Origin of the sequence: Paraburkholderia heleia NBRC 101817 (assembly GCF_000739775.1) — a bacterium.
Classification (GTDB): Bacteria; Pseudomonadota; Gammaproteobacteria; order Burkholderiales; family Burkholderiaceae; genus Paraburkholderia; species Paraburkholderia heleia.
This window is the reverse complement of record NZ_BBJH01000011.1, coordinates 41,785-60,902: the sequence shown is the minus strand read 5'-3', so window position 1 is coordinate 60,902 and position 19,118 is coordinate 41,785. Positions and strand designations below refer to the sequence as shown.

The 19,118-nt window shown below is 66.6% G+C and carries 17 protein-coding genes; 6 read left to right on the top strand and 11 right to left on the bottom strand.

Annotated elements, in window-relative coordinates; translation table 11 throughout:
* Nucleotide 1: 1 nt before the first annotated feature.
* Together BHE01S_RS11750 and BHE01S_RS11745 are read right to left on the bottom strand one after the other, a co-directional pair.
* Nucleotides 2–1,285 carry an MFS transporter gene (locus BHE01S_RS11750; RefSeq protein ID WP_174479500.1) on the bottom strand — a complete coding sequence of 428 codons (1,284 nt, stop codon included), beginning with the start codon at nt 1,283–1,285 and terminating at the stop codon, nt 2–4.
* Nucleotides 1,286–1,435: 150 nt separating this feature from the next.
* A complete protein-coding gene (locus BHE01S_RS11745; protein WP_042264033.1) occupies nt 1,436–2,362 on the bottom strand; it encodes a LysR family transcriptional regulator in 927 nt (308 codons plus the stop codon).
* A 110-nt stretch (nt 2,363–2,472) separates the two neighbouring features.
* On the opposite strand from BHE01S_RS11745, the gene BHE01S_RS11740 reads away from it, so the two are divergent.
* Nucleotides 2,473–2,886: a hypothetical protein gene (locus BHE01S_RS11740; protein ID WP_042264030.1), complete on the top strand. Its 414-nt coding sequence runs from the start codon at nt 2,473–2,475 to the stop codon at nt 2,884–2,886.
* A gap of 10 nt (nt 2,887–2,896) precedes the next feature.
* Here BHE01S_RS11740 and BHE01S_RS11735 read toward each other — a convergent pair whose 3' ends face one another.
* The 5 genes from BHE01S_RS11735 to BHE01S_RS11715 form a co-directional block, all read right to left on the bottom strand.
* Nucleotides 2,897–4,027, bottom strand: a complete 1,131-nt coding sequence (locus BHE01S_RS11735; protein WP_042264028.1) for a malate/lactate/ureidoglycolate dehydrogenase — start codon at nt 4,025–4,027, stop codon at nt 2,897–2,899.
* 78 nt (nt 4,028–4,105) lie between these two features.
* Nucleotides 4,106–5,653 (bottom strand): UxaA family hydrolase, encoded by a 1,548-nt coding sequence (locus BHE01S_RS11730; protein ID WP_042264026.1) that lies wholly within the window; start codon nt 5,651–5,653, stop codon nt 4,106–4,108.
* Nucleotides 5,650–6,570, bottom strand: coding sequence for an SMP-30/gluconolactonase/LRE family protein (locus BHE01S_RS11725; protein ID WP_042264023.1), 921 nt, complete (start codon nt 6,568–6,570; stop codon nt 5,650–5,652). Before BHE01S_RS11725 ends, BHE01S_RS11730 begins: the two co-directional genes overlap by 4 nt.
* A 163-nt stretch (nt 6,571–6,733) precedes the next feature.
* A complete protein-coding gene (locus BHE01S_RS11720) occupies nt 6,734–7,087 on the bottom strand; it encodes a cupin domain-containing protein (RefSeq protein WP_042264021.1) in 354 nt (117 codons plus the stop codon).
* A gap of 29 nt (nt 7,088–7,116) precedes the next feature.
* Nucleotides 7,117–7,755 (bottom strand): FMN-binding negative transcriptional regulator, encoded by a 639-nt coding sequence (locus BHE01S_RS11715; protein WP_042264018.1) that lies wholly within the window; start codon nt 7,753–7,755, stop codon nt 7,117–7,119.
* Nucleotides 7,756–7,877: 122 nt separating this feature from the next.
* On the opposite strand from BHE01S_RS11715, the gene pdxR reads away from it, so the two are divergent.
* A complete protein-coding gene (gene pdxR / locus BHE01S_RS11710; protein WP_042264016.1) occupies nt 7,878–9,368 on the top strand; it encodes a MocR-like pyridoxine biosynthesis transcription factor PdxR in 1,491 nt (496 codons plus the stop codon).
* A gap of 7 nt (nt 9,369–9,375) precedes the next feature.
* Here the strand turns inward: pdxR and BHE01S_RS11705 are convergent, their stop codons facing one another.
* On the bottom strand, nt 9,376–10,314 hold the full coding sequence (locus tag BHE01S_RS11705; RefSeq protein WP_042264153.1) for a LysR family transcriptional regulator: 939 nt from the start codon (nt 10,312–10,314) through the stop codon (nt 9,376–9,378).
* A gap of 109 nt (nt 10,315–10,423) precedes the next feature.
* Here BHE01S_RS11705 and BHE01S_RS11700 point away from each other — a divergent pair, with 109 nt between their 5' ends.
* Both BHE01S_RS11700 and BHE01S_RS11695 read left to right on the top strand, forming a co-directional pair.
* On the top strand, nt 10,424–11,506 hold the full coding sequence (locus BHE01S_RS11700) for a tartrate dehydrogenase (RefSeq protein WP_042264015.1): 1,083 nt from the start codon (nt 10,424–10,426) through the stop codon (nt 11,504–11,506).
* A 133-nt stretch (nt 11,507–11,639) separates the two neighbouring features.
* Nucleotides 11,640–12,908: an MFS transporter gene (locus BHE01S_RS11695; RefSeq protein ID WP_407669502.1), complete on the top strand. Its 1,269-nt coding sequence runs from the start codon at nt 11,640–11,642 to the stop codon at nt 12,906–12,908.
* Nucleotides 12,909–12,977: 69 nt separating this feature from the next.
* Here the strand turns inward: BHE01S_RS11695 and BHE01S_RS11690 are convergent, their stop codons facing one another.
* Nucleotides 12,978–14,198 (bottom strand): MFS transporter, encoded by a 1,221-nt coding sequence (locus BHE01S_RS11690; RefSeq protein WP_042264011.1) that lies wholly within the window; start codon nt 14,196–14,198, stop codon nt 12,978–12,980.
* Nucleotides 14,199–14,437: 239 nt separating this feature from the next.
* Between BHE01S_RS11690 and BHE01S_RS11685 the strand changes: the two genes are divergently transcribed.
* Nucleotides 14,438–14,845: a DUF1801 domain-containing protein gene (locus BHE01S_RS11685; RefSeq protein ID WP_042264008.1), complete on the top strand. Its 408-nt coding sequence runs from the start codon at nt 14,438–14,440 to the stop codon at nt 14,843–14,845.
* Nucleotides 14,846–14,883: 38 nt separating this feature from the next.
* Here the strand turns inward: BHE01S_RS11685 and BHE01S_RS11680 are convergent, their stop codons facing one another.
* A complete protein-coding gene (locus tag BHE01S_RS11680) occupies nt 14,884–15,993 on the bottom strand; it encodes an aromatic ring-hydroxylating oxygenase subunit alpha (protein ID WP_042264006.1) in 1,110 nt (369 codons plus the stop codon).
* 237 nt (nt 15,994–16,230) lie between these two features.
* Entirely contained in the window at nt 16,231–17,664 is a 1,434-nt protein-coding gene (gene ehuR / locus BHE01S_RS11675; protein ID WP_042264003.1) for a MocR-like ectoine utilization transcription factor EhuR, read from the bottom strand.
* A 217-nt stretch (nt 17,665–17,881) separates the two neighbouring features.
* On the opposite strand from ehuR, the gene BHE01S_RS11670 reads away from it, so the two are divergent.
* Nucleotides 17,882–19,045 carry a mandelate racemase/muconate lactonizing enzyme family protein gene (locus BHE01S_RS11670; protein WP_042264001.1) on the top strand — a complete coding sequence of 388 codons (1,164 nt, stop codon included), beginning with the start codon at nt 17,882–17,884 and terminating at the stop codon, nt 19,043–19,045.
* Nucleotides 19,046–19,118 lie beyond the last annotated feature (73 nt).

Genomic DNA, 19,118 nt, shown 5'->3' with positions numbered 1-19,118 from the left:
TTCAGGCGTGAGCGCGGCGCTGCGCCCAGTGCGCGAGCCCACCGCATGCGACCAGCAGCGCGCCGGTCGCGAAGAATACGGCGTGCAGGCCGAAGTGAACGCCGATCACGCCGCCGATCACCGGGCCCACTACCTGGCCGCTGAATTGCGCCGACTGCAAATAGCCGAGCATGCGGCCCGTCTTGCTTTCGTCCACCGACTGCCGCGCGAGCTTGCCGATGGAAGGCAGGAGTCCCGCGAGCGTCATGCCCATCACCACGCGCAGGCCCGCGAGCTGCCACCAGTGTGTGACGAACGCTTGCGGCACCATCGCGAGCCCCGTGAGCACGAGGCAGGCGACGATCACGCGCCAGCTCCCGAAGCGGTCGGCCAATGCGCCCAGGCGCGCCGCCGTGAGCATGCTGCCAAGCGCCGAGCATGCCATGACCACGCCCGCCACGCGCGCGAGATGCGCCGCGCCCACGCCCAGACTGCCGATATACACCGTGATGACGGGTTCGATCGACATGTTGGCGAGCAGCACCATCATCGCGGTCACGAGCAGCGCGGCCACCACCGCATAATCGGGGCGGCGCACGCCGCCGCCCGAAACGGCCGCCGCGTGGCGTGCGTGCGGTTTCGCGTCGCTTTCCGGATCAAACGCTTCCTTCACCACGAAGATGGTCAGGAGCGCCGCCACGGCGATCATCGCGCCGCCGGCGAAAAAGGTGCCGCGAATGCCGATCCAGCCGGGCAGCACGCCGCCCACGAGCGGTCCGACGAGATTGCCCGCGAGCGCCCCCGTGGAAAGAATACCGAGCGCCCAGCCCGCGCGCTCGCGCGGCGCCTGGGTGCCGACCATCACCGTCGAGGCCGACGCGTAGCCACCCACGAGGCCGGCGATCAGACGCAGCGCGACGAGCTCGTACACATTGTGCGCCACGCCGATCAACGACATCACCACGGCCATACCGATGGCCGCGCGCACGAGCATGGGCTTGCGGCCATAGCGGTCGGCGAGGCGTCCCCAGATGGGCGCGGTGAGCGCCGTGCCGAGGAAGGTCGCGCCGAATGCCACGCCAGACCACTGGATCACGGCGGACTGCGAGGTCACGCCGAGCTGCCGCACATAGAGCGGCAGGAACGGCAGCAGCATGCTGAGGCTCACGAGCGTCGTGAACGAGCCGATCACGCACACCACGAGATTGCGCCGCCAGTACTGCGCATTGCGCTCCGCGTAGCCGCGAGGCTGCGGCTTTGTTTGCCGCAGCGCAGGCGCGGAAGGATTCGAGACGGCTTGATGCATGACGACTCCCGGCAAGCGAGACAATGAAGCGTCCGCTGAAAATGGAAGTCAGTCTAGATTAGATCGCCCGGCGCGAGAATCGCCGCGGTGCGTAAGTCATTCTTCCGCGTGTCGAACGGATGGGCGGATGTCGCTCAGGCCGACTCCCGCTCAATCCGAGTCGGTAATGCGCCGCGCCTGCTCGAAGTACTCGCGCAGCCGGGGCGCGGCGAAGTCGACGAAACTGCGCACCTTGGGCACCGAAAGACGCCCGTGCGGCGTGACGAGATTCACGGGCAGCGGCGCATGCTCGCTGTCGCGCAGCACGATCCGCAGCCGGCCCGCCTCGACCTCTTCGGCCACGTGATACGAAAAGAGCCGCGTGACGCCATGCCCCGCCACGGCCGAAGCCCGCGCCGCGCGTATCGTATTGACGATGAAGCGCGGCGAGAACTGCACGACCTGGGGCAGCGCGGTCTGGCGCGCAGCCGGGAAGCTCCACGAGTCGAGCCCGAAATGCGTCATCGAAATGATCGGGTGGCTCGCGAGGTCGGCGGGCGTCTCGATGGCCGGATGCGTGGCGAGATAGCCGGGCGAGGCCACCACCACGCGCCGCACCTCGCCCACCGGAAGGGCCACGAGCGTCGAATCCTGCAGATGCGCGATGCGCAACGCCACGTCGATGCCCTCGTCGATGAGGCTCGCGGGCCGGTCGAGCAGGTGCAGGCGGATCGACACCTCGGGGTGGCGGTCGATGAACTCCTCGATCATCGGGCGCAGCACCTCCTCGCCCACGGCCACTGCCGCCGTTAAACCCAGCAGCCCGCGCGGCGCGGAACGCTCGTCGGCGGCGAGCAGGTCGGCTTCTTCGAGATCGGCGAGAATGCGCCGGCACGCCAGCGCATAGCGCTCGCCCGCCTCGCTCAGGCGGATCGTGCGCGTGGTGCGGTACAGCAGCGGCGTGCCGGTGTGCGCCTCGAGGAACGCAATCGCGCGGCTCACCGCCGCGGGCGAGCGGCCGAGGCGCCGGCCCGCGCCCGCGAGACTTCCCTCGTCGAGCGTGGCGACGAAAACCTTCATGGCGTCGATTCGGTCCATTGCGCGTTTTGGCGTGCGGTCGCTTCGCTCTGTGAATTCCGCGTCGATCTTAGCGGATATCGCACAAGCGTTAAAATCGGCGCTTCCACTTTTGCGGCAATCGATCACTCATGAAGTGCCTCACCCTCTCGCCGGTCCTCGCTGCCTTCGCTGCCATGGCGCTGGCCGCCACGCCCGCCCTTGCCCAAACGTCGGCGGGCAATCCGAATTCGAAGCGCGACTGCGCAATCGGTTATGTGACGGGCGTTGCAGGCTCGGCGCAAAGCGTGCGCGACTATCTGGCCACGCCCGGGCGCGACCGCATTCGCTACCTCAAAGACAACGAGATTCAATGCAAGATCGCCGACGACGACAGCCACGCGTCCGGCTGCACCGGCGTCACGCTATTGAAGAACGAGAAGGTGAGCGTGTATGACGACAGCGATCCCGCCACCACCGCCATCGTCGTGCGCGTCGAACTCGATCGCGGCACCTACCCGGTAATCATCGTCGCGCCGAGCAACGAGGTGAAGTGCGACGAGTGAACACGCGTAGTTAGCGCGACGCGGTTGGCCCGAGTGGCTCGCACGCCGCGATCTCCGCCTCTGTCACGCCCGCCATGCGCGCGGCATCGACGATTTGCGACCAGCTCGTTGCATCCACGGGAATGCCCTGCGCCTCGCGCGCACGCCGCGTCGCGTCTTCGCGCTCGCCGGGCAGCAGGATCTCGTCGACACCCGCCGCCCGCCGCGCGGCCTTCAGCCATTCGACGAACGCGAGTGCTTCCTGCTCGTGCGAGGGCGCGTCGAACGCCGCCGGATCGACGATCACCGACGTCATGCAATTGACGATGGCGTGCGTGGAGACGATGGTTTGCTCGCGCGTCGTGAAGCCCCCCGAGAGCGCGCCCGCCAGAATCTCGCACATCGCGGCGAGCCCCGAACCCTTGTGGCCCGCCACCGCGCCGCCGAATGCGCGCAGCGCGCCATGCTGCGTGTCGCTGAAGAGCGCCCCCGGATCGCGCGTGGGGCGGCCGTCGCTGTCGATCAACGCATCGGCGGGCACATCCACGCCTTTGTTGTAAGCCACGCGCACTTTGCCCGCGGCAATCGCGCTCGTGGCGAAGTCGAGCACGAGAGGCGAGCGCCCCTCCAGCGGAAACGCCGCGCAAAACGGATTGGTGCCGAAGCGCCGGTCGATGCCGCCGAACGGCGCGACGAGCGGGTCGCCCGCGACGTTGACGAAGTGGAACGACACGAGCCCGGCGCGCGCGCATTGCTCCGCCCAGTGCCCGATACGTCCAACGTGATGGGCGTTGCGCAGGCCGAGCGCACACACGCCGAGCGACTTCGCGCGCTCGATGCCGTGCTCCATGGCCTCGAACGCCGTGACTTGCCCGAAGCCGCGCCCGCCTTCGATCGTGAGCACTGCCCCCGCGTCGCGCGCGACCTGCGCGTGCGCGTTCAGTTTGAGTTCGCCTTCGCGGCACGACAGCATATAGCGCGGAATCATGCCCACGCCGTGCGAGTCGTGCCCGGCGAGATTCGCCTCGACGAGATGATCGGCAACCAGCGTCGCCTCGCGCGCCTCGCTGCCGGCGGCACGCCAGATGGCGACGACGAAGGCATGCAGCGCGCGAGCCTCGATAACGACTTCTGAACCTTTTTCAGCAGTGGCATTCGACATGTACGTGACCCTGTATGTGGCAGCGAAACAAGAGGCGATGCTGATGCGCTAGCCGCGCCTGTCCGAATCGCCCCCGCCCTACATGACCGCCCCCAGATGCCAGGGCACGAATTCGTTCTGGCCGTAACCGTGCAGTTCGCTCTTCGTGCGCTGCCCGGAGGCCGTCGCGAGCATCAGCTCGAAGATCGCGGCGCCGGTCTCGTCCACGCTTTGCTCGCCGTCCAGAATGCGGCCGCAGTTCAGGTCGATGTCTTCTTCCTGGCGTCGCCACAACGCACTGTTCGTGCCCAGCTTGAGCGACGGCGAAGGCGCGCAGCCGTAGGCCGAGCCGCGGCCCGTCGTGAAGCAGATCAGGTTGGCGCCGCCCGCCACCTGTCCGGTGGCGGACACCGGGTCGTAGCCTGGCGTATCCATGAACACGAGCCCCTGCGCGCGCACGGGCTGCGCATACTCGTAGGTTTCGACGAGCCTCGTCGTGCCACCCTTGGCCACCGCGCCGAGCGACTTTTCGAGAATGGTCGTGAGGCCACCCGCCTTGTTGCCCGCAGAAGGGTTGTTGTTCATGTCGGCTTGCATGCGCGCGCAATAGGCTTCCCACCAGCGGATGCGCGCCACCAGTTTTTCGCCCACTTCGCGCGACACCGCGCGCCGCGTGAGCAGATGCTCGGCGCCGTAGATTTCGGGCGTTTCGGAAAGGATCGCCGTGCCGCCGTGCGTGACGAGCCTGTCCACGGCCGCGCCGAGCGCCGGATTCGCGGAAATGCCGGAGTAGCCGTCCGAGCCGCCGCACTGCAAGCCGACCACGAGATGACGCGCATCGACAGGCTCGCGCGTCACGCGATTCGCTTCGGCCAGCAGCGCACGCACCTGCTCGATGCCCGCTGCAACCGTGCGCGCGGTGCCGCCCGTCTGCTGGATCGTCATGGTCGAAAGGCGCGCGCCGCGCTCGAGCTGTTCGGCTTCCACGAGACCGTCGATCTGGTTCGTCTCGCAGCCGAGGCCGACGATCAGCACTGCGTAGAAGTTGGCATGCCGCGCGTAGCCTGCGAGTGTGCGGCGCAACACCGTGATCGGCTCGCCTTCTGCCGCGAGCGCACAGCCTTCGCCGTGCGTGAGCGCCACCACCCCGTCCACGTTGGGGAACGCCTCCAGCGCTTCGGGATGAATGTCGCGGCGAAAGTGATCGGCTATCGCGCGTGCAACCGTGGCCGAGCAGTTGACCGACGTGAGGATGCCGATGTAGTTACGCGTCGCGACGCGGCCATCCGCGCGCCGAATGCCAAGAAACGTGGCAGGCTGCGCGGCGGCGGGCGTCTCGTGCGCGTCCACGCCGAATGCGTAGTCGCGCTCGAAGTCGCCCATCGAGAGATTGTGCGTATGCACGTGTTCGCCGCGGCGGATCGGCCGGCTCGCGAAGCCGATGATCTGCCCGTAGCGGCGCACGGGTTCGCCTCGCTCGATATCGCGCAACGCGACCTTGTGGCCAGGCGGAATCATGCCCGCGACCGTATGGTCGCCGTACAGTGTCGAGCCGGGCATCAACTGCCCGCGCGCGATGGCAACGTCATCGCGCCGGTTGAGGAGAATGAGCGCGGCCGAAAGCGAAGCGGGGTCGAGAAGCGTCATCGCCGGTCTCCCAGGGAAGCGCCGCGCACGCCCACGTAAAGCGAGTACAGCGACGTGCTGGCTGCAATGAAAAGGCGATTGCGATTCGGGCCGCCGAACACGAGATTCGCGACGGTTTCCGGCACGAGGATCTTGCCGAGCAACGTACCGTCAGCCGCATAGCAGTGGATGCCGTCGCCCGCGCTCGTCCAGACGTTGCCGTGCTCGTCCACGCGCATGCCGTCGGGTACACCCGGCGACACCTCGGCGAATAACCGGCCGTTGTGCAAGCCGCCTTGCGCGTCCACATCAAATACGCGAATGTGGTGCGGGCCGTTCTCGATATGCGACGCGCCCGAATCGGCCACGTAGAGCCGCAATTCATCGGGCGAGAATGCGAGCCCGTTGGGCTTCATGAAGTCGTCGGCCACGCGCTGCACCACACCGGTATCGGGCGATACGCGATACACATGGCATGCGCCGATCTCGCTCGGCGCGCGAAAGCCCTCGTAGTCGCCGAGAATGCCGTAGTCGGGGTCGGTGAACCAGATCGAGCCGTCCGAACGCACGATCACGTCGTTAGGCGAATTCAGCCGATGGCCCTCAAAGCGGTCGGCAATGACCGTGACGCGCCCGTCGTGCTCCGTACGCGTGACGCGGCGCGTGCCGTGCTCGCAGGTCACGAGCCGGCATTCGCGGTCGAGCGTGTTGCCGTTGCTGAAATTCGAGTTCGCGCGGAACACGCCCGTACCGATGCCGGGCACCCAGCGCATCATCCGGTTGTTGGGAATGTCGCTCCAGACAAGAAAGTCGCCGGCGGGAAACCACACCGGTCCTTCCGCCCACATGCAACCGCCCGCGAGCTTCTCGAACTGCGCGTTGGGCTGCAGCAGCATGCGAAAGCGCACATCGTGGATTTCGTATTCGTGGGGATTCATCGTTCCGGCCTCGTACCGTCAGGGTCAGGTCACGGCGAAGCGCGTGACCCGTCGCTCACCGCCGCGCCGGTTTATTAAATACTAGTTGAATAGGCCTGTGAAGATTTTCTTCAAGCGCCTGGAATGTGGTTTACCCGTGCTTACCCGCGAGCCTGTATGGCAATCAGGTTTTGTCGAATACCTGATCCAGGTCGTAGACGAGCAGGAACACGCAGCCCGTGTCGCTATGAAATCCTCCTTCGATAGTGCCCTGTTCGGCCACACCCGCGTATCCCGCCGTTAGCCGCCGGCCGTTTTGCACGGCCTCGCCTTCAAGTACGTAGATGAACTCGGGGCCCGCATGGCGATGATCAGGGAACGTTGCCCCTGCTGCGAACCGGACCAGTTGCATGGCGCGGCCGTCTGCCTTGCCGAGGTGCTTGACCTCGACGCCGGGTGCGAAGCGGGAGCGCAGCCATGGCATGCCCGCTGAATCGATGCGTGAAAAGCCGCACACAAGCGGCGGGTCGTTTGCCATGACGGGGTCCCTGTGTGCGCCAGTGCGCGCTATTGCGCCTTCTCGTCGGCAGCGGCAAGCATGGCGTCGGCAATGCGAGACTCGCCGCTCGATTTGAGCGCTTCGCCGGCGCCGCGAATATCGCGTGCTTCCTTGTTCTGACTGAGCTTGCTCTTGCCGACGAGACGCATGATCTCGATCTCCACGCCGACTATCGCCTTGACAAGCGTGTCCGTGTAGTCTTTCGGCGCATCGGCCATCTTCCAGGGCTTGGGCTGCGTGGCTTCGTGCGTGCGTGTCAGGCGGCCAATCACGCCGCGCACATAGCGCTCGTCGTCGAGAATCCTGATGCGCCCGTGAGCATGGACCACGACGTAATTCCAGGTCGGCACCTGCTTGTGTGCCTCGTGCTTGCCCGGATACCAGTTCGGCGAAATATACGCATCGCCCGCGCGGAAGATCACGAGCACTTCGTCGCCGTTCGCCACGTCCTGCCAAACCGGGTTGGCCCGCGCGACATGCGCGCGCAGGACGCCCAACTCGCCCTCGCCCGCCGCGAGTTCAAAGGGAATGTGATTGGCGTCGAGCCCGCTTTTTCCCTGCGTGACCAACGTGCCGAACGGATGTTGGGCGATGCAGTCGTGCAGGACGTCCTTGCGGTCTTCGGCGAAATGGGCTGGTACGTACATGCGTTTGTCCCTGCTCGTAAGGGGGTGGGTTGGCGCGGCCGATGCCGCCTCAAACCCGACTCTGCCTCAAAAGTGGTTTATTCTGTAGATCCAGTTTATTCATATTCCAGTGAACCAGAATCATGCCGAGAACTGCGCAGGCCGCAGAGATGCCGTCGTTTGGCACGCTGGACCGCGAAGCCGGCAATCTCAGCCGCCAGGTGGCGGAGGCGTTGCGCGAAGCGGTGCGCAAAGGCGATCTGCGGCCCGCCGATGCGCTGCCTTCCACCCGCGCGCTCGCCGCTTCGCTCCAGGTGGCGCGCGGCACGGTGGTCGAGGCCTACGAGCAGCTGATCGCCGAGGGCTTCCTTGAATCGAAAGCCGGAGCCGGCACCCGCGTGGCGCTCGCGCTGGCGCAGCCGCCGTCCGCCGCGCGCGAGCCCCGAGTCGCTGCATCGCAGGCGGCGCAAACCGGGCTGCCGGAACGCGCCGAAGCGTTCGCCAGCATCGGACGCGAGTTCAAGCCGCTTCCTGCGGTGCCGTTTGCCATTTCGGTGCCGACGGGCATGACCGCCCCCGGCGACATTTGGCGCCGGCTCGGCAACCGCTTGCGCGCGCGGGGACCGGCCTCGCCGACCGGCTATGCCGACCCGCAAGGCGCGCTGGCGCTGCGCGAAGCGATTGCCGATTACGTGCGCAAGTCCCGATCGGTGCGCTGCGAAGCAGATCAGGTCATCGTGACGAGCGGCACCCAGCAGGGGCTCTTTCTCGCAAGCCAGGTGCTGCTGGGGCCGCGCGACCAGGCATGGGTCGAGAACCCCGCCTACCGTGGCGTCACCGCCATCCTGGAAAGCCTGCCCTACCGCGACGCCATGGTCCGCGTGCCCGTGGACGCCGAAGGTCTCGACGTCGAGGCTGGCCTTCGCCTCGCGCCGAAGGCGCGCGTGGCGTTCGTCACGCCCTCGCATCAATATCCGCTCGGCATGCCGCTGAGCATGGCGCGGCGCGCGGCGTTGCTCGCGTGGGCGCGCACCGCACCTGCCTGGGTTGTCGAAGACGACTACGACAGCGAACTGCGCTACGAGGGCTATCCGTATCCGGCGCTGCAGGGCCTCGCGCCGGATCGCGTGGTGTATCTCGGCACCTTCAGCAAGATCCTCTTTCCCTCGCTGCGGCTTGGCTATGTCGTCGTGCCGCCCAGTCTCGTGGATGCGTTCTGCGGCGCGCGCGTGCTCATGGACCGCCATCCGCCTACGGCCGATCAACACGTGCTCGCCGCCTTCATGACCGAAGGTCACCTGGAGCGGCACGTCCGCAAGGTCCGCAACGTCTATGCAGAGCAGCGGCTCAGCCTGATCGAAACGCTCGAAGCGCTTTTGCCCCGCGAGCTGGCATGGATCGAGCCCGGTGATCAGGGCATGCATCTCGTGCTCTGGCTCGACCCGAGGCTGGACGATCATCAGCTCGTACGGCGCGCAGCGAACGAGGGTATCGCGGTGCGCGCAGCGTCGCCCATGTTCGCCGCGGGCACTGCGCGCCCCGGGCTCATCCTGGGCTTCGGGGGGTTTAGCCGTGCGCAAATGACAGCCGCAGCGGAGCGCCTCGCCGCCGTGATCGCCGCGGCGCGGAAATGAAACGAGGCTAAACGCTTCGGGCTACCGGACATCGCTGCGACTTGCTCAATTCGATAGCGAGGAAGTCGACGAACGCCCGAATGCGCGTGGAAAGCTGGTGCCGCTGCGCATACACGGCGTAGATGTCCGCGCCCGGCGTTTCATACTCGGGCAGCACGACCACGAGCCGTCCGTCCGCCAGATATTCGTTGATGTCCCACTCCGCGCGCATCAAGATGCCATGCCCGTCCAGCGCCCACTTCACGGCAATCTCGCCATCGTTGGTCGTGAGATTGCCATTGATCCGGACTGCTTCCGATTTGCGGGCATTGCCGCGCTCGTGCGAAAGCCGCCACACGCCATAGGCTTCGTCGCCCTGGCGAATGCTGATGCAGTTGTGCTTCGCGAGATCGTGCGGCGTGGCGGGCGTGCCCCGGCTCGCTAGATAGGCGGGCGCAGCGCACAGCAAACGCCGGTTCGCCGCGAGACGCCGTGCGATCACGCGCGTATCGGGCGGCTCGCCGAAGCGAATGCAGACATCGTATGAATCTTCCGTGAGCGGCGGCGGCATGACCGAAAGCTGAAGCTGCACGGAAACCTGCGGATACTGCGCGACGAAACGCGAGAGCGCCGGCCCGATGTGGCTGCGCCCAAAGCCTAGCGTCGCGTTCACGCGCAGCAGCCCCTTCGGGTGCTTTTTCGAGCCGCCCAGCAGCTCGCCCAGCTCGTCGATCTCGTCGAGAATGCGGCGCGCGTGCTCCAGGTACACCTCGCCTTCGGGCGTCAGCATCATGCGGCGGGTCGTGCGGTTCACGAGCGGCACCCCGGCGCGCTCCTCCATTTGTGCAAGCCGCTTGCTCACGGCGGCGGGCGTGAGGCCCAGCTCGCGCGCGGCGGCGCTCAGGCTGCCCGAGGAGGCGAGCGTCGAGAAAAAGCCCAGATCGGCCGGTAGCACGGTGTCGGTCACGGTCGCCACTTGTGAATTCAGGTTAAGGATGCTTTGAGTCTAGCACCGGTTTTTGAACCGGGAGTTCGGTAAAGTGAATCCACACTGGCCACATACCAAGGAACGAGACATGAAGACCTATCGCATCGCAACCATTCCCGGCGACGGCATCGGCAAGGAAGTCGTCCCCGCGGGCAAGGAGGTACTGGAAGCGCTTGCGAAAACCACGCAGCGCTTCGCGTTCGCATTCGAAAACTTCGACTGGGGCGCCGACTACTACCGCCAGCACGGCGTAATGATGCCGGCCAACGGCCTCGATGCCATCCGCGACAAGGACGCCATTCTGTTCGGCTCCGCAGGCGACCCGGACGTGCCTGACCACATCACGCTCTGGGGCCTGCGCCTGAAAATTTGCCAGGGGCTCGATCAGTACGCGAACGTGCGCCCCACGCGCATCCTGCCCGGCATCGACGCGCCTTTGAAGCGCTGCAGGCCCGAAGACCTGAACTGGGTGATCGTGCGCGAAAACTCCGAAGGCGAGTATTCGGGCGTGGGCGGCCGCGTGCACCAGGGTCATCCGCTCGAAGCCGCGACCGACGTGTCGATCCTCACGCGTGCCGGTGTCGAACGCATCCTGCGCTTTGCGTTCCGCCTCGCGCAGTCGCGCCCCCGCAGGCTGCTCACGGTCATCACCAAAAGCAACGCGCAACGCCATGGCATGGTGATGTGGGACGAGATCGCGCAACAGATCTCGAGGGAGTTCCCGGACGTGAAGTGGGACAAGGAACTGGTGGACGCCGCCACCGCGCGCATGGTCAACCGCCCTGCTTCGCTCGATACGATCGTCGCGACCAACCTGCACGCGGATATTCTCAGCGACCTCGCCGCCGCGCTCGCGGGCAGCCTGGGCATTGCGCCGACCGGCAACATCGATCCCGAGCGGCGTTATCCGTCGATGTTCGAGCCGATCCACGGTTCGGCCTTCGACATCATGGGCAAGGGGCTCGCCAATCCGATCGGCACGTTCTGGTCGGTCGTGATGCTGCTCGAGCACCTCGGCGAGACCGAAGCCGCCGCTCATGTGATGCAGGCCATCGAGACCGTGACCGCCAACCCCGCGCTGCACACCGGCGACCTGGGCGGCAAGGCGACCACCGCGCAGGTCACGGCCGCGGTGTGCGAACTCGTCGGGAAGGCGGCCGTCGCTGCCTGAGCGCTACCGCGCGGTAGAGAAAAAAGCAGACACGGGGGCGTGACGCCAATCAATGCCCCTCGCGCTCCCGCCGAACCCTCCAGGGAGGAGACACGTGAATTCGGATACCGAAGCAATCGTCACGCGCAAGCTCATGTGGCGCATCATCCCTTTTGTCATGCTGCTGTATTTCGTGAGCTTTCTCGACCGGGTCAACGTGGGCTTCGCGGCAATGACGATGAACAAGGCGATCGGCCTTTCGCCCACGGCCTTCGGCCTGGGCGGCGGGCTCTTCTTTATCGGCTACTTCCTGTTCGAAGTGCCTTCGAACCTCATCTTGCACCGCGTGGGCGCGCGCATCTGGATCGCTCGCGTCATGCTCACGTGGAGCATTGTCTCGGCGGCGTCCGCCTTGATGAGCGGCCCCACGAGCTTCTATGCGCTGCGCTTTTTGCTCGGCGTGGCGGAAGCGGGCTTTTTCCCCGGCATCATCCTCTACCTGAGCCTCTGGTTCCCGACGAGGCAACGCGCGGCCGCTGCGGCATGGTTCATGGCGGCCGCGCCGATTTCGACGGCGCTCGGCTCGCCGATTTCGGGCGCGCTCATGCAACTGCCAACCATGTTCGGTCTCGCCAACTGGCAGCTACTTTACGTGATCGAAGCGGTTCCCGCTGTGCTGCTGGGTTTCGTGGTCCTGAAGGTTCTCACCGATGCACCCTCGAAAGCACACTGGCTCGAGCCGCAAGAGCGCGATTGGCTCATGGCAAAACTCGCCGACGAAGCGCGGGCACGCGAAGGGCACGCCGGCCACACAGCGGGAGCGCTGAGCGCCCTGCGCGACCCGCGCGTGCTGGCGCTCGCGCTGATCTACTTCGGCACCTCGGCCGGCCTGTACACGCTGGGCCTGTGGGCGCCGCTCATCATCCGGCAATATGGCTTCAGCTCGCTCGAAACCGGGCTGCTGAACGCGATTCCGAGCATCGTGTCGGTCGTCGCCATGATTCTCTGGGCGCGGCACTCCGACCGCACGACAGAGCGTACCTGGCACGTCGTGATTCCCTGCGTGCTGGCATGCGTGGGCTTCATCTTCGCGGGGCAGGCCAGCACCGCGCTGATGATCGTGCTGGCGCTCGTGGTGGTCAATATCGGCATCAGCGCGGCCAAGGCGCCGCTCTGGGCCATGCCCAGCCTGTTCCTCTCCGGCGCGGGTGCCGCAGCGGGCATCGCCATGATCAATTCGATCGGCAATCTCGGCGGGTTCGTGGGGCCCGCCGTGATCGGGTGGCTGAAGACCCGGACCGGGAGCTATGCCGCGGGCTTGTATGTCGTCGGCGCGACACTCGCACTGTCCGCGGTCGTTACGCTGATGTTGAGCCGCAGGGCGAGCCAGCCGGTGATGGCGCAGGTGAGGCACGATCACTGAAGGCGCGGCCGCTCGCGCGGCTTTCGCGCCGCGCGGGCGGCTCGCAAACGCGAGCGTCGGCAGCGTGCGTCACGCCTTGCCCGCCAGCCGCACCGCAACCACGCAAGCCGCCAGCGAGATCAACGAGACGATCAGCACGGTCCATTCCACCGGCACGTAGCTTTCGCGTATGGCCCAGATCGCCGCGCCCGCTATCGGGGCAATGCCTTTGGCGACGTTCGCGGGCATCGAAAGCAGGCCGCTCACCGCGCCATACCCTTCGGTCCAGAGCAGCGCCTGCACGATCGTCCCGCGCAGGATCGTCATCATGCCGTTGGCGCCGCCGTAGACAACGGCGAACACCATCAGCCATGCAGCCGACGTCCCCGCACACATCAGGATCACGACGGAGCACGGGAAGGCCGTCGTCACCACGATGGCGACGAGCCCCGGTCGCGCGCGCCTGCCGACGGCAAACCACACGACGCGCGCGAGCACCTGCGCCGGCCCGATCGCCGCCATGGTGACGATGACCGTGGCACCCGCGACGGCGCGCTCGCGCATCAACGGAATCAGATGGAACGTCAGCGCCACGAACGTGGAGTAGTACGCCGTGAAGCACACGGCCAGCGCCCAGAACACGGGCGAGCGCAAGGCGTTGCGCGCCGAGGCGCGGCTGACCTCACGCGCGCTGTTGCGCCTCGCGGCGTCCTCGCCCGGCTCGCCGCGATGAATAGCCAACCCGTGCACCGGCAAGCACACGAGCAGATTGACGAGCGCAAGCACGAGCAGCGCGCCCCGCCAGCCGAACTCGCCGATCAGGCCTTGCGTGAGCGGTATGAACACGGTGCTCGCGAAACCCGCCACCAGTGTGATGAGCGTGATTTTCCTCGCGTAGCTGCGCGGAAACTCTCGCGTCACGACCGCAAACACGGGGTCGTAGAGCGTTGCCGCAATCGCCGCTCCGAGCCCGCACCACACCGCGAAGAGCGTCGGCAGATTGCGCGCCTCGGCCCAAAGCACGAGCATCGCCGAAGCGAGCAGCGTCCCTCCCGCCATGACGCGCCGTCCGTAGCCGCGATCGATCAGCGTGCCGACCGGGTAGGCCGCGAGCCCCGAGACCAGCAAACCCGCTGAAACGGCAGCATTGGTGGCCGTGCGGCTCCAGCCCATCGCGTTTTCCATGGGTACGACGAAGAGCGAGAACGCGTAATAGATCGTCCCCCACGAAACCAGTTGCGCCGCCGCCAGCGCCCATGTCCGCACTGTGGCTTGCGTTCCGTGCGATCTCGCGTTGGTTGGTGTCGGCATGAATATGGAATGTGTCGGCAAACCCGGGCAAGCTCGGGCACGCGGCCCATCAGACGCGAACCCGGCCCGTTTTGCCGATTCTGGCGCACCTTCAGTGGGCTTGCGCTATGTGTGCCAGGGCCTGTTCACGCTAATAGCCGGTCCCGGCGTACGGGCGCCCAAGTCACCCGGTAAGCTCAGTGCTACATTACGATCCTGACTGCCCGGCAACTGGAAGTCATCCAACGCACGGAGCGCGCATGACACCATCGCAACGGATTGACCAGCTCATCGCGGAACTCACCGACTGGCGCCGCGAAACCTTCACCGCGATGCGCGAGGCCATTCTCGCGGCCGACCCGGCGATCGTCGAGGAATGGAAATACATGGGCAGCCCCGTGTGGTATCGGGACGGCATGATCGCCGTGGGCAACGCGCACAAGGGCAAGGTGAAGCTCACGTTCCTGTACGGCGCGAGCCTGCCCGACCCGAAGACGCTGTTCAACGCCGGGCTCGACGGCAACGCGCGACGCGCCATCGACTATCTCGAGGGCGACAAGGTCGATAGGCGCGCACTGACGGCGCTCGTGCGCGCGGCGATCGAATTCAACCAGTGCAAAGCGAAGAAAAAAGCGCCAGCCAGGCCGCGCGCCAGCAAGACGGCCTGACGCGAGCGCAAGCCGCGGCGCGTCAAGGCGCCTTCGCCTCAGGCATCGGCTTCGCTAACCTCGCGAATGGGAATCACGGTGCGCGCGCCGCAATCGCGCAGCAGGTCGCGCAAATCGTTGATGACGGGAAACACTTCGTGATTCCAGTCGGCGCCCTGGTTGTCGTGCGCGGCCTGTTCGAGTTCGACGATGGTGCGGTCTTCCTTGAAGATGCGCTCCGTGAACCAGACCAGCAGCGGCCACGCCGCATCGAGCAGGAACGGCACAGCGGGCCTGCGGACCGAAAGGAGTCCGAATGTCCGGTTCGTGCGTTGCCGCGCGTCGAGCGGCACGTAGACGATCCACAGGTCCATGAGGAGCGAGTCGTCGCTCGAGCGTATCTTCAGTGTTTGATACGGATATTGCGTGCGGATCGTCATCACGCTCTGGTCGCTCGGGTCCGCGCGGTTCTTGCTCGCGCCGAACACGAGCGCCTCGCCCGCGGGCTGCTTGCCCGCCATGCGCACGAACGTGTAGTCCACCTCGATGGAGCTCTCGCCGCGCCGCCGGCCGAGCGAGCGCGCCCGCATCTGACCCATCTGGCGGCGGTGCAGAAACTGGTGATTCATGTCCATCAGATTCTCGTGCATGAACGAGTAGTGGCACTTCACCTCCCGCCCGAAGCGGCGCGTCTTGTATGCCTTGTCCGTCACCGAATCCAGCATCGGCAGCGGCGTTTCTTCGGCGAGCGTGGCGTTGCCCGGAAAGACGAAGATCATGCCGTGCGCCTCGCGGCACGGATACGCGCGCACGCCGTTGGGCAGGCGCTCCCTGCCGAGGTAAGGCACGTCCACGCATTGGCCCGAACAATCGTAGGTCCAGCCGTGGTAGCCGCAGCGCAGCGACTCGCCGTCCACCACGCCCGCATGCAGCGGCACCTGGCGATGGGCGCAGCGGTCTTCGAGCGCGTGCACCGCACCCGACGCGGTGCGAAAGAGCACGATGGGCTCGCCCGCGAAATGCGTGCCCAGCGTTTTCCCAGGCTTGAGTTCGCGCGACCAGGCGAGCGGATACCAGTGATCGGGATGAATGGGCACTCGGCGCAGGTCGCGCGGTTCCGGCAAAGCTGACTCGATCGTATCGCCGTCGGGGAAAGGCATTGCGCGCATGCGGAGACACTCCTTGGCGAGTCCGTCGATAGGGTCGTTATGGTCGTTACGGGAAATTCATGGTCCTGCGCAAATCTCGTGCCCGATCATTCAACGCGAATGGCACATGGGTGTCGATCAGTGTTTTGCCGGAAAGCACCCAATGATGGCGGCCTCAAACTTGACGATGGTGGCGTCGCGCAAGCGCACGGTCTCGTTCGTCGCCGAGCAACGCGGCGCGAAGTGAAAGGCCCGCCGTCATGCCGAATAAAGCCCTTCCGGCCCGTTGCGCAGCGTGCGCGCCAGCAGTTCCAGCCCTTCTCGCAGCGCCTCGTGGCTGCGCGCGCCACCGAGGCTCAAGCGCACCGCGTGCGGCGCCGACCCGCGGCCGATCACGAAGCTGTCCGCCGTTTTCGCAAGCACGCCGGCCTGACGCAGCGCCGCGGAAAATTCGGCGGCGCGCCACGGCTCGGCGAGCGGCAGCCAGAGATGCGGGCTCGCCGGATCGGTGCGATACGTCCAGTCCGCCAGCACTTCGGCGGCGATCGCATGGCGCGCGTCCACCTGCGCGCGCTGCTGCGCGACGAGCCGGTCGACCTCGCCCTCCACGATCCAGCGCGCCGCAATCTCGGCTGCGAGCGGCGAAGTCATCCAGCAGTCGCTGCGGATCACCGCGAGGATCTTGCCGACCCAGTCCTGCGGCGCCTGCACGTAGCCCACGCGCAAGCCCGGCGCGACCGCCTTCGAAAGACTGCTGATGACGATGCCGTGCTCGGGCAGCCGCGCGGCAAGCGGCGTGGGCGGCGCATCGAGCAACGCGGCAGGCACGAGGTCTTCGATCACGACGAGGTGATGGCGCACGGCGATCCCGGCAATCGCCGCGCGGCGCGCTTCGGAGAGCGTCGCGGTGGTCGGGTTGTGCAGCGTCGGCACGCAAAAGAGCGCGCGTGGCGCGAGCAGCCCGCACGCGCGCTCGAGCGCGGCGGGCACGATGCCTTCCTCGTCGATTTCGATGCCGACGAGATTCAGCCGCAACTGCCGCGCGAGCGCGACGATGCCCGGATAGCTCAACGCCTCGGCAAAGATCGTGTCGCCTGGCCGCAGCACCGCGCGCAATACGCAGGCAAGGCCGTGCTGCGCGCCCTGGGTCACCAGCACACGCTCGGCGGCCACGGTGCAGCCCATGCGCGCAAGCCAGCGCGCGCCCGCCTCGCGGTGCGAGCGGCGCCCGCCTTCGGGCTGATAGAGCAGCAGCTCGCCCGCCAGGCGCTCGTCGGCGGCGAGTTCGCGCAAGGTCTGCGTCAACAGGAAGGCTTCGTCGGTCGGCATCGGCACGTTCTGGCCGAGATCGATCAGCCGCCCCGGCGCACCCGGCATGATCGCCGCGGCCCGCTCGCTGGACTCGGGCGCGGGGCGCATACGGTCCTGGATGCGCACCCCATCGGCGTCGGGCTCGGCCACATAGGTGCCGTCGCCCACGCGCGCCACCACGAGGCCGCCGCGCTCCAGCTCCGCATAAGCGCGGCTCACGGTGCCGGTCGTGACGTTGAGCTTCTTCGCCAGCAGCCGGTGCGCGGGCAGCTTTTCTCCGGGCAGCATCTGGCCGCCGTGAATGGCCTGCGAATAGGCCTGGGCGATCGACCGGTACTTGGGTTCGCTGCTGCGCGAGAGCGTGGGCATCCAGCCATTCATGGTTTTCCCGAAGGAGACAGGCACGCCGCGGCACGGCGCGACGGCTGCGTCATTATCGCGCCCAATCCGCGGAAATGAAGGCTGTCATTTACTTCAATTGACTTCATTGAGCGCACGAAATTGACCCTCTAGGATGCCGTAACGCCTGACAAGGCCAAGGAGACAATCGCTCGCCCCACGGCGCGCGGCATGCGTATCTTCAGACGCGAGTCACGCCATGCTGCACGCCCCGGGCGGCGCCCCACGCGCCATGACGAACCGCATCGCCCGCATCACCGTGAGCCAGCACCGGCTGCCGCTCGCCCCGCCGTTCCCCGCCTCGTGGGACAGCCGCCCGCGGCGCGCCTTCCCGGCGACGATCGTGCGCGTGGAAGACGACAAAGGCCGCGTTGGCATCGGCTCCGGCGACGCGATGTACGGCTTCGACGACTACCGCGACCTCTTCATCGGCGCCGACCCGCTCGACCTCGCGCGGCACTCGGCCGTGCTCGAGAACCTGAGCTTCCACGCGGGGCGCCTCTGGCCGCTCGACGTCGCACTCTGGGACCTCGCAGGGAAGATTCGCGGCGAGCCGTGCTGGCAAATGGCCGGCGGCCGTTCGAAGCGCGTGCGTGCTTATGCGTCCTCGGGCGTGCATCGCACGCTCGAAGGGATGGCGCAGTGGGCCGAGCATGCCGTCGCGCGCGGCTTTCCGGCACTCAAGGTGCGCTTCGGCCGCCCGACTCTCGCCGACGATCTCGCCGCGCTCGCCGCCGTGCGCGAAGCCGCAGGCGAGAACATCGAACTGATGGTGGATTGCAACCAGGGCTGGCGCATGCCGTGGGATACCCAGGCGCCTTGGCGCGCCGACGAAGCGCTCGCCGTGATTCGCCAGATCGAAAAGCATCGCGTGTACTGGGTCGAGGAACCGCTGCATCGCGGCGACTATGCGGGTCACGCGCAGTTGCGCAAACAAACGGAAGTGCGGATCGCAGGCGGCGAGATGACGCGCGACGCGCACGAATTCGCGGCGCTCCTCGAGCACGATTGCCTCGACGTTTATCAACCCGATGTCGTCTGCACGCTCGGCATGGAAGGCGCGCGGCGGCTCGCGGCGCAAGTGGAAGCGCATGGCAAGGTGTTCACGCCGCATACATGGGGTAACGGCATCGGCCTCGCGGCGAACCTCCATGTGGTGGCGGGTGCGGGCAACGCGCCGTTCGTCGAGTTTCCGTATGACCCGCCCGAATGGACGCCGGCGCGGCGCGACTTCCCGATCAAGCACGTGATCGACATCGACGCGAACGGCTGGATCGAGTTGAGCGATACGCCGGGCCTTGGCGTCGAGCTCGACGAAGCCATGCTCGCCGCGACACGCGCACACGACAGCCGTTACGACTGAAGACTCACTGGGCCGCAACACGAACGAGATGCCTGCCCACATCTAAAGCATTCCGAAACATTTCAATAAAACG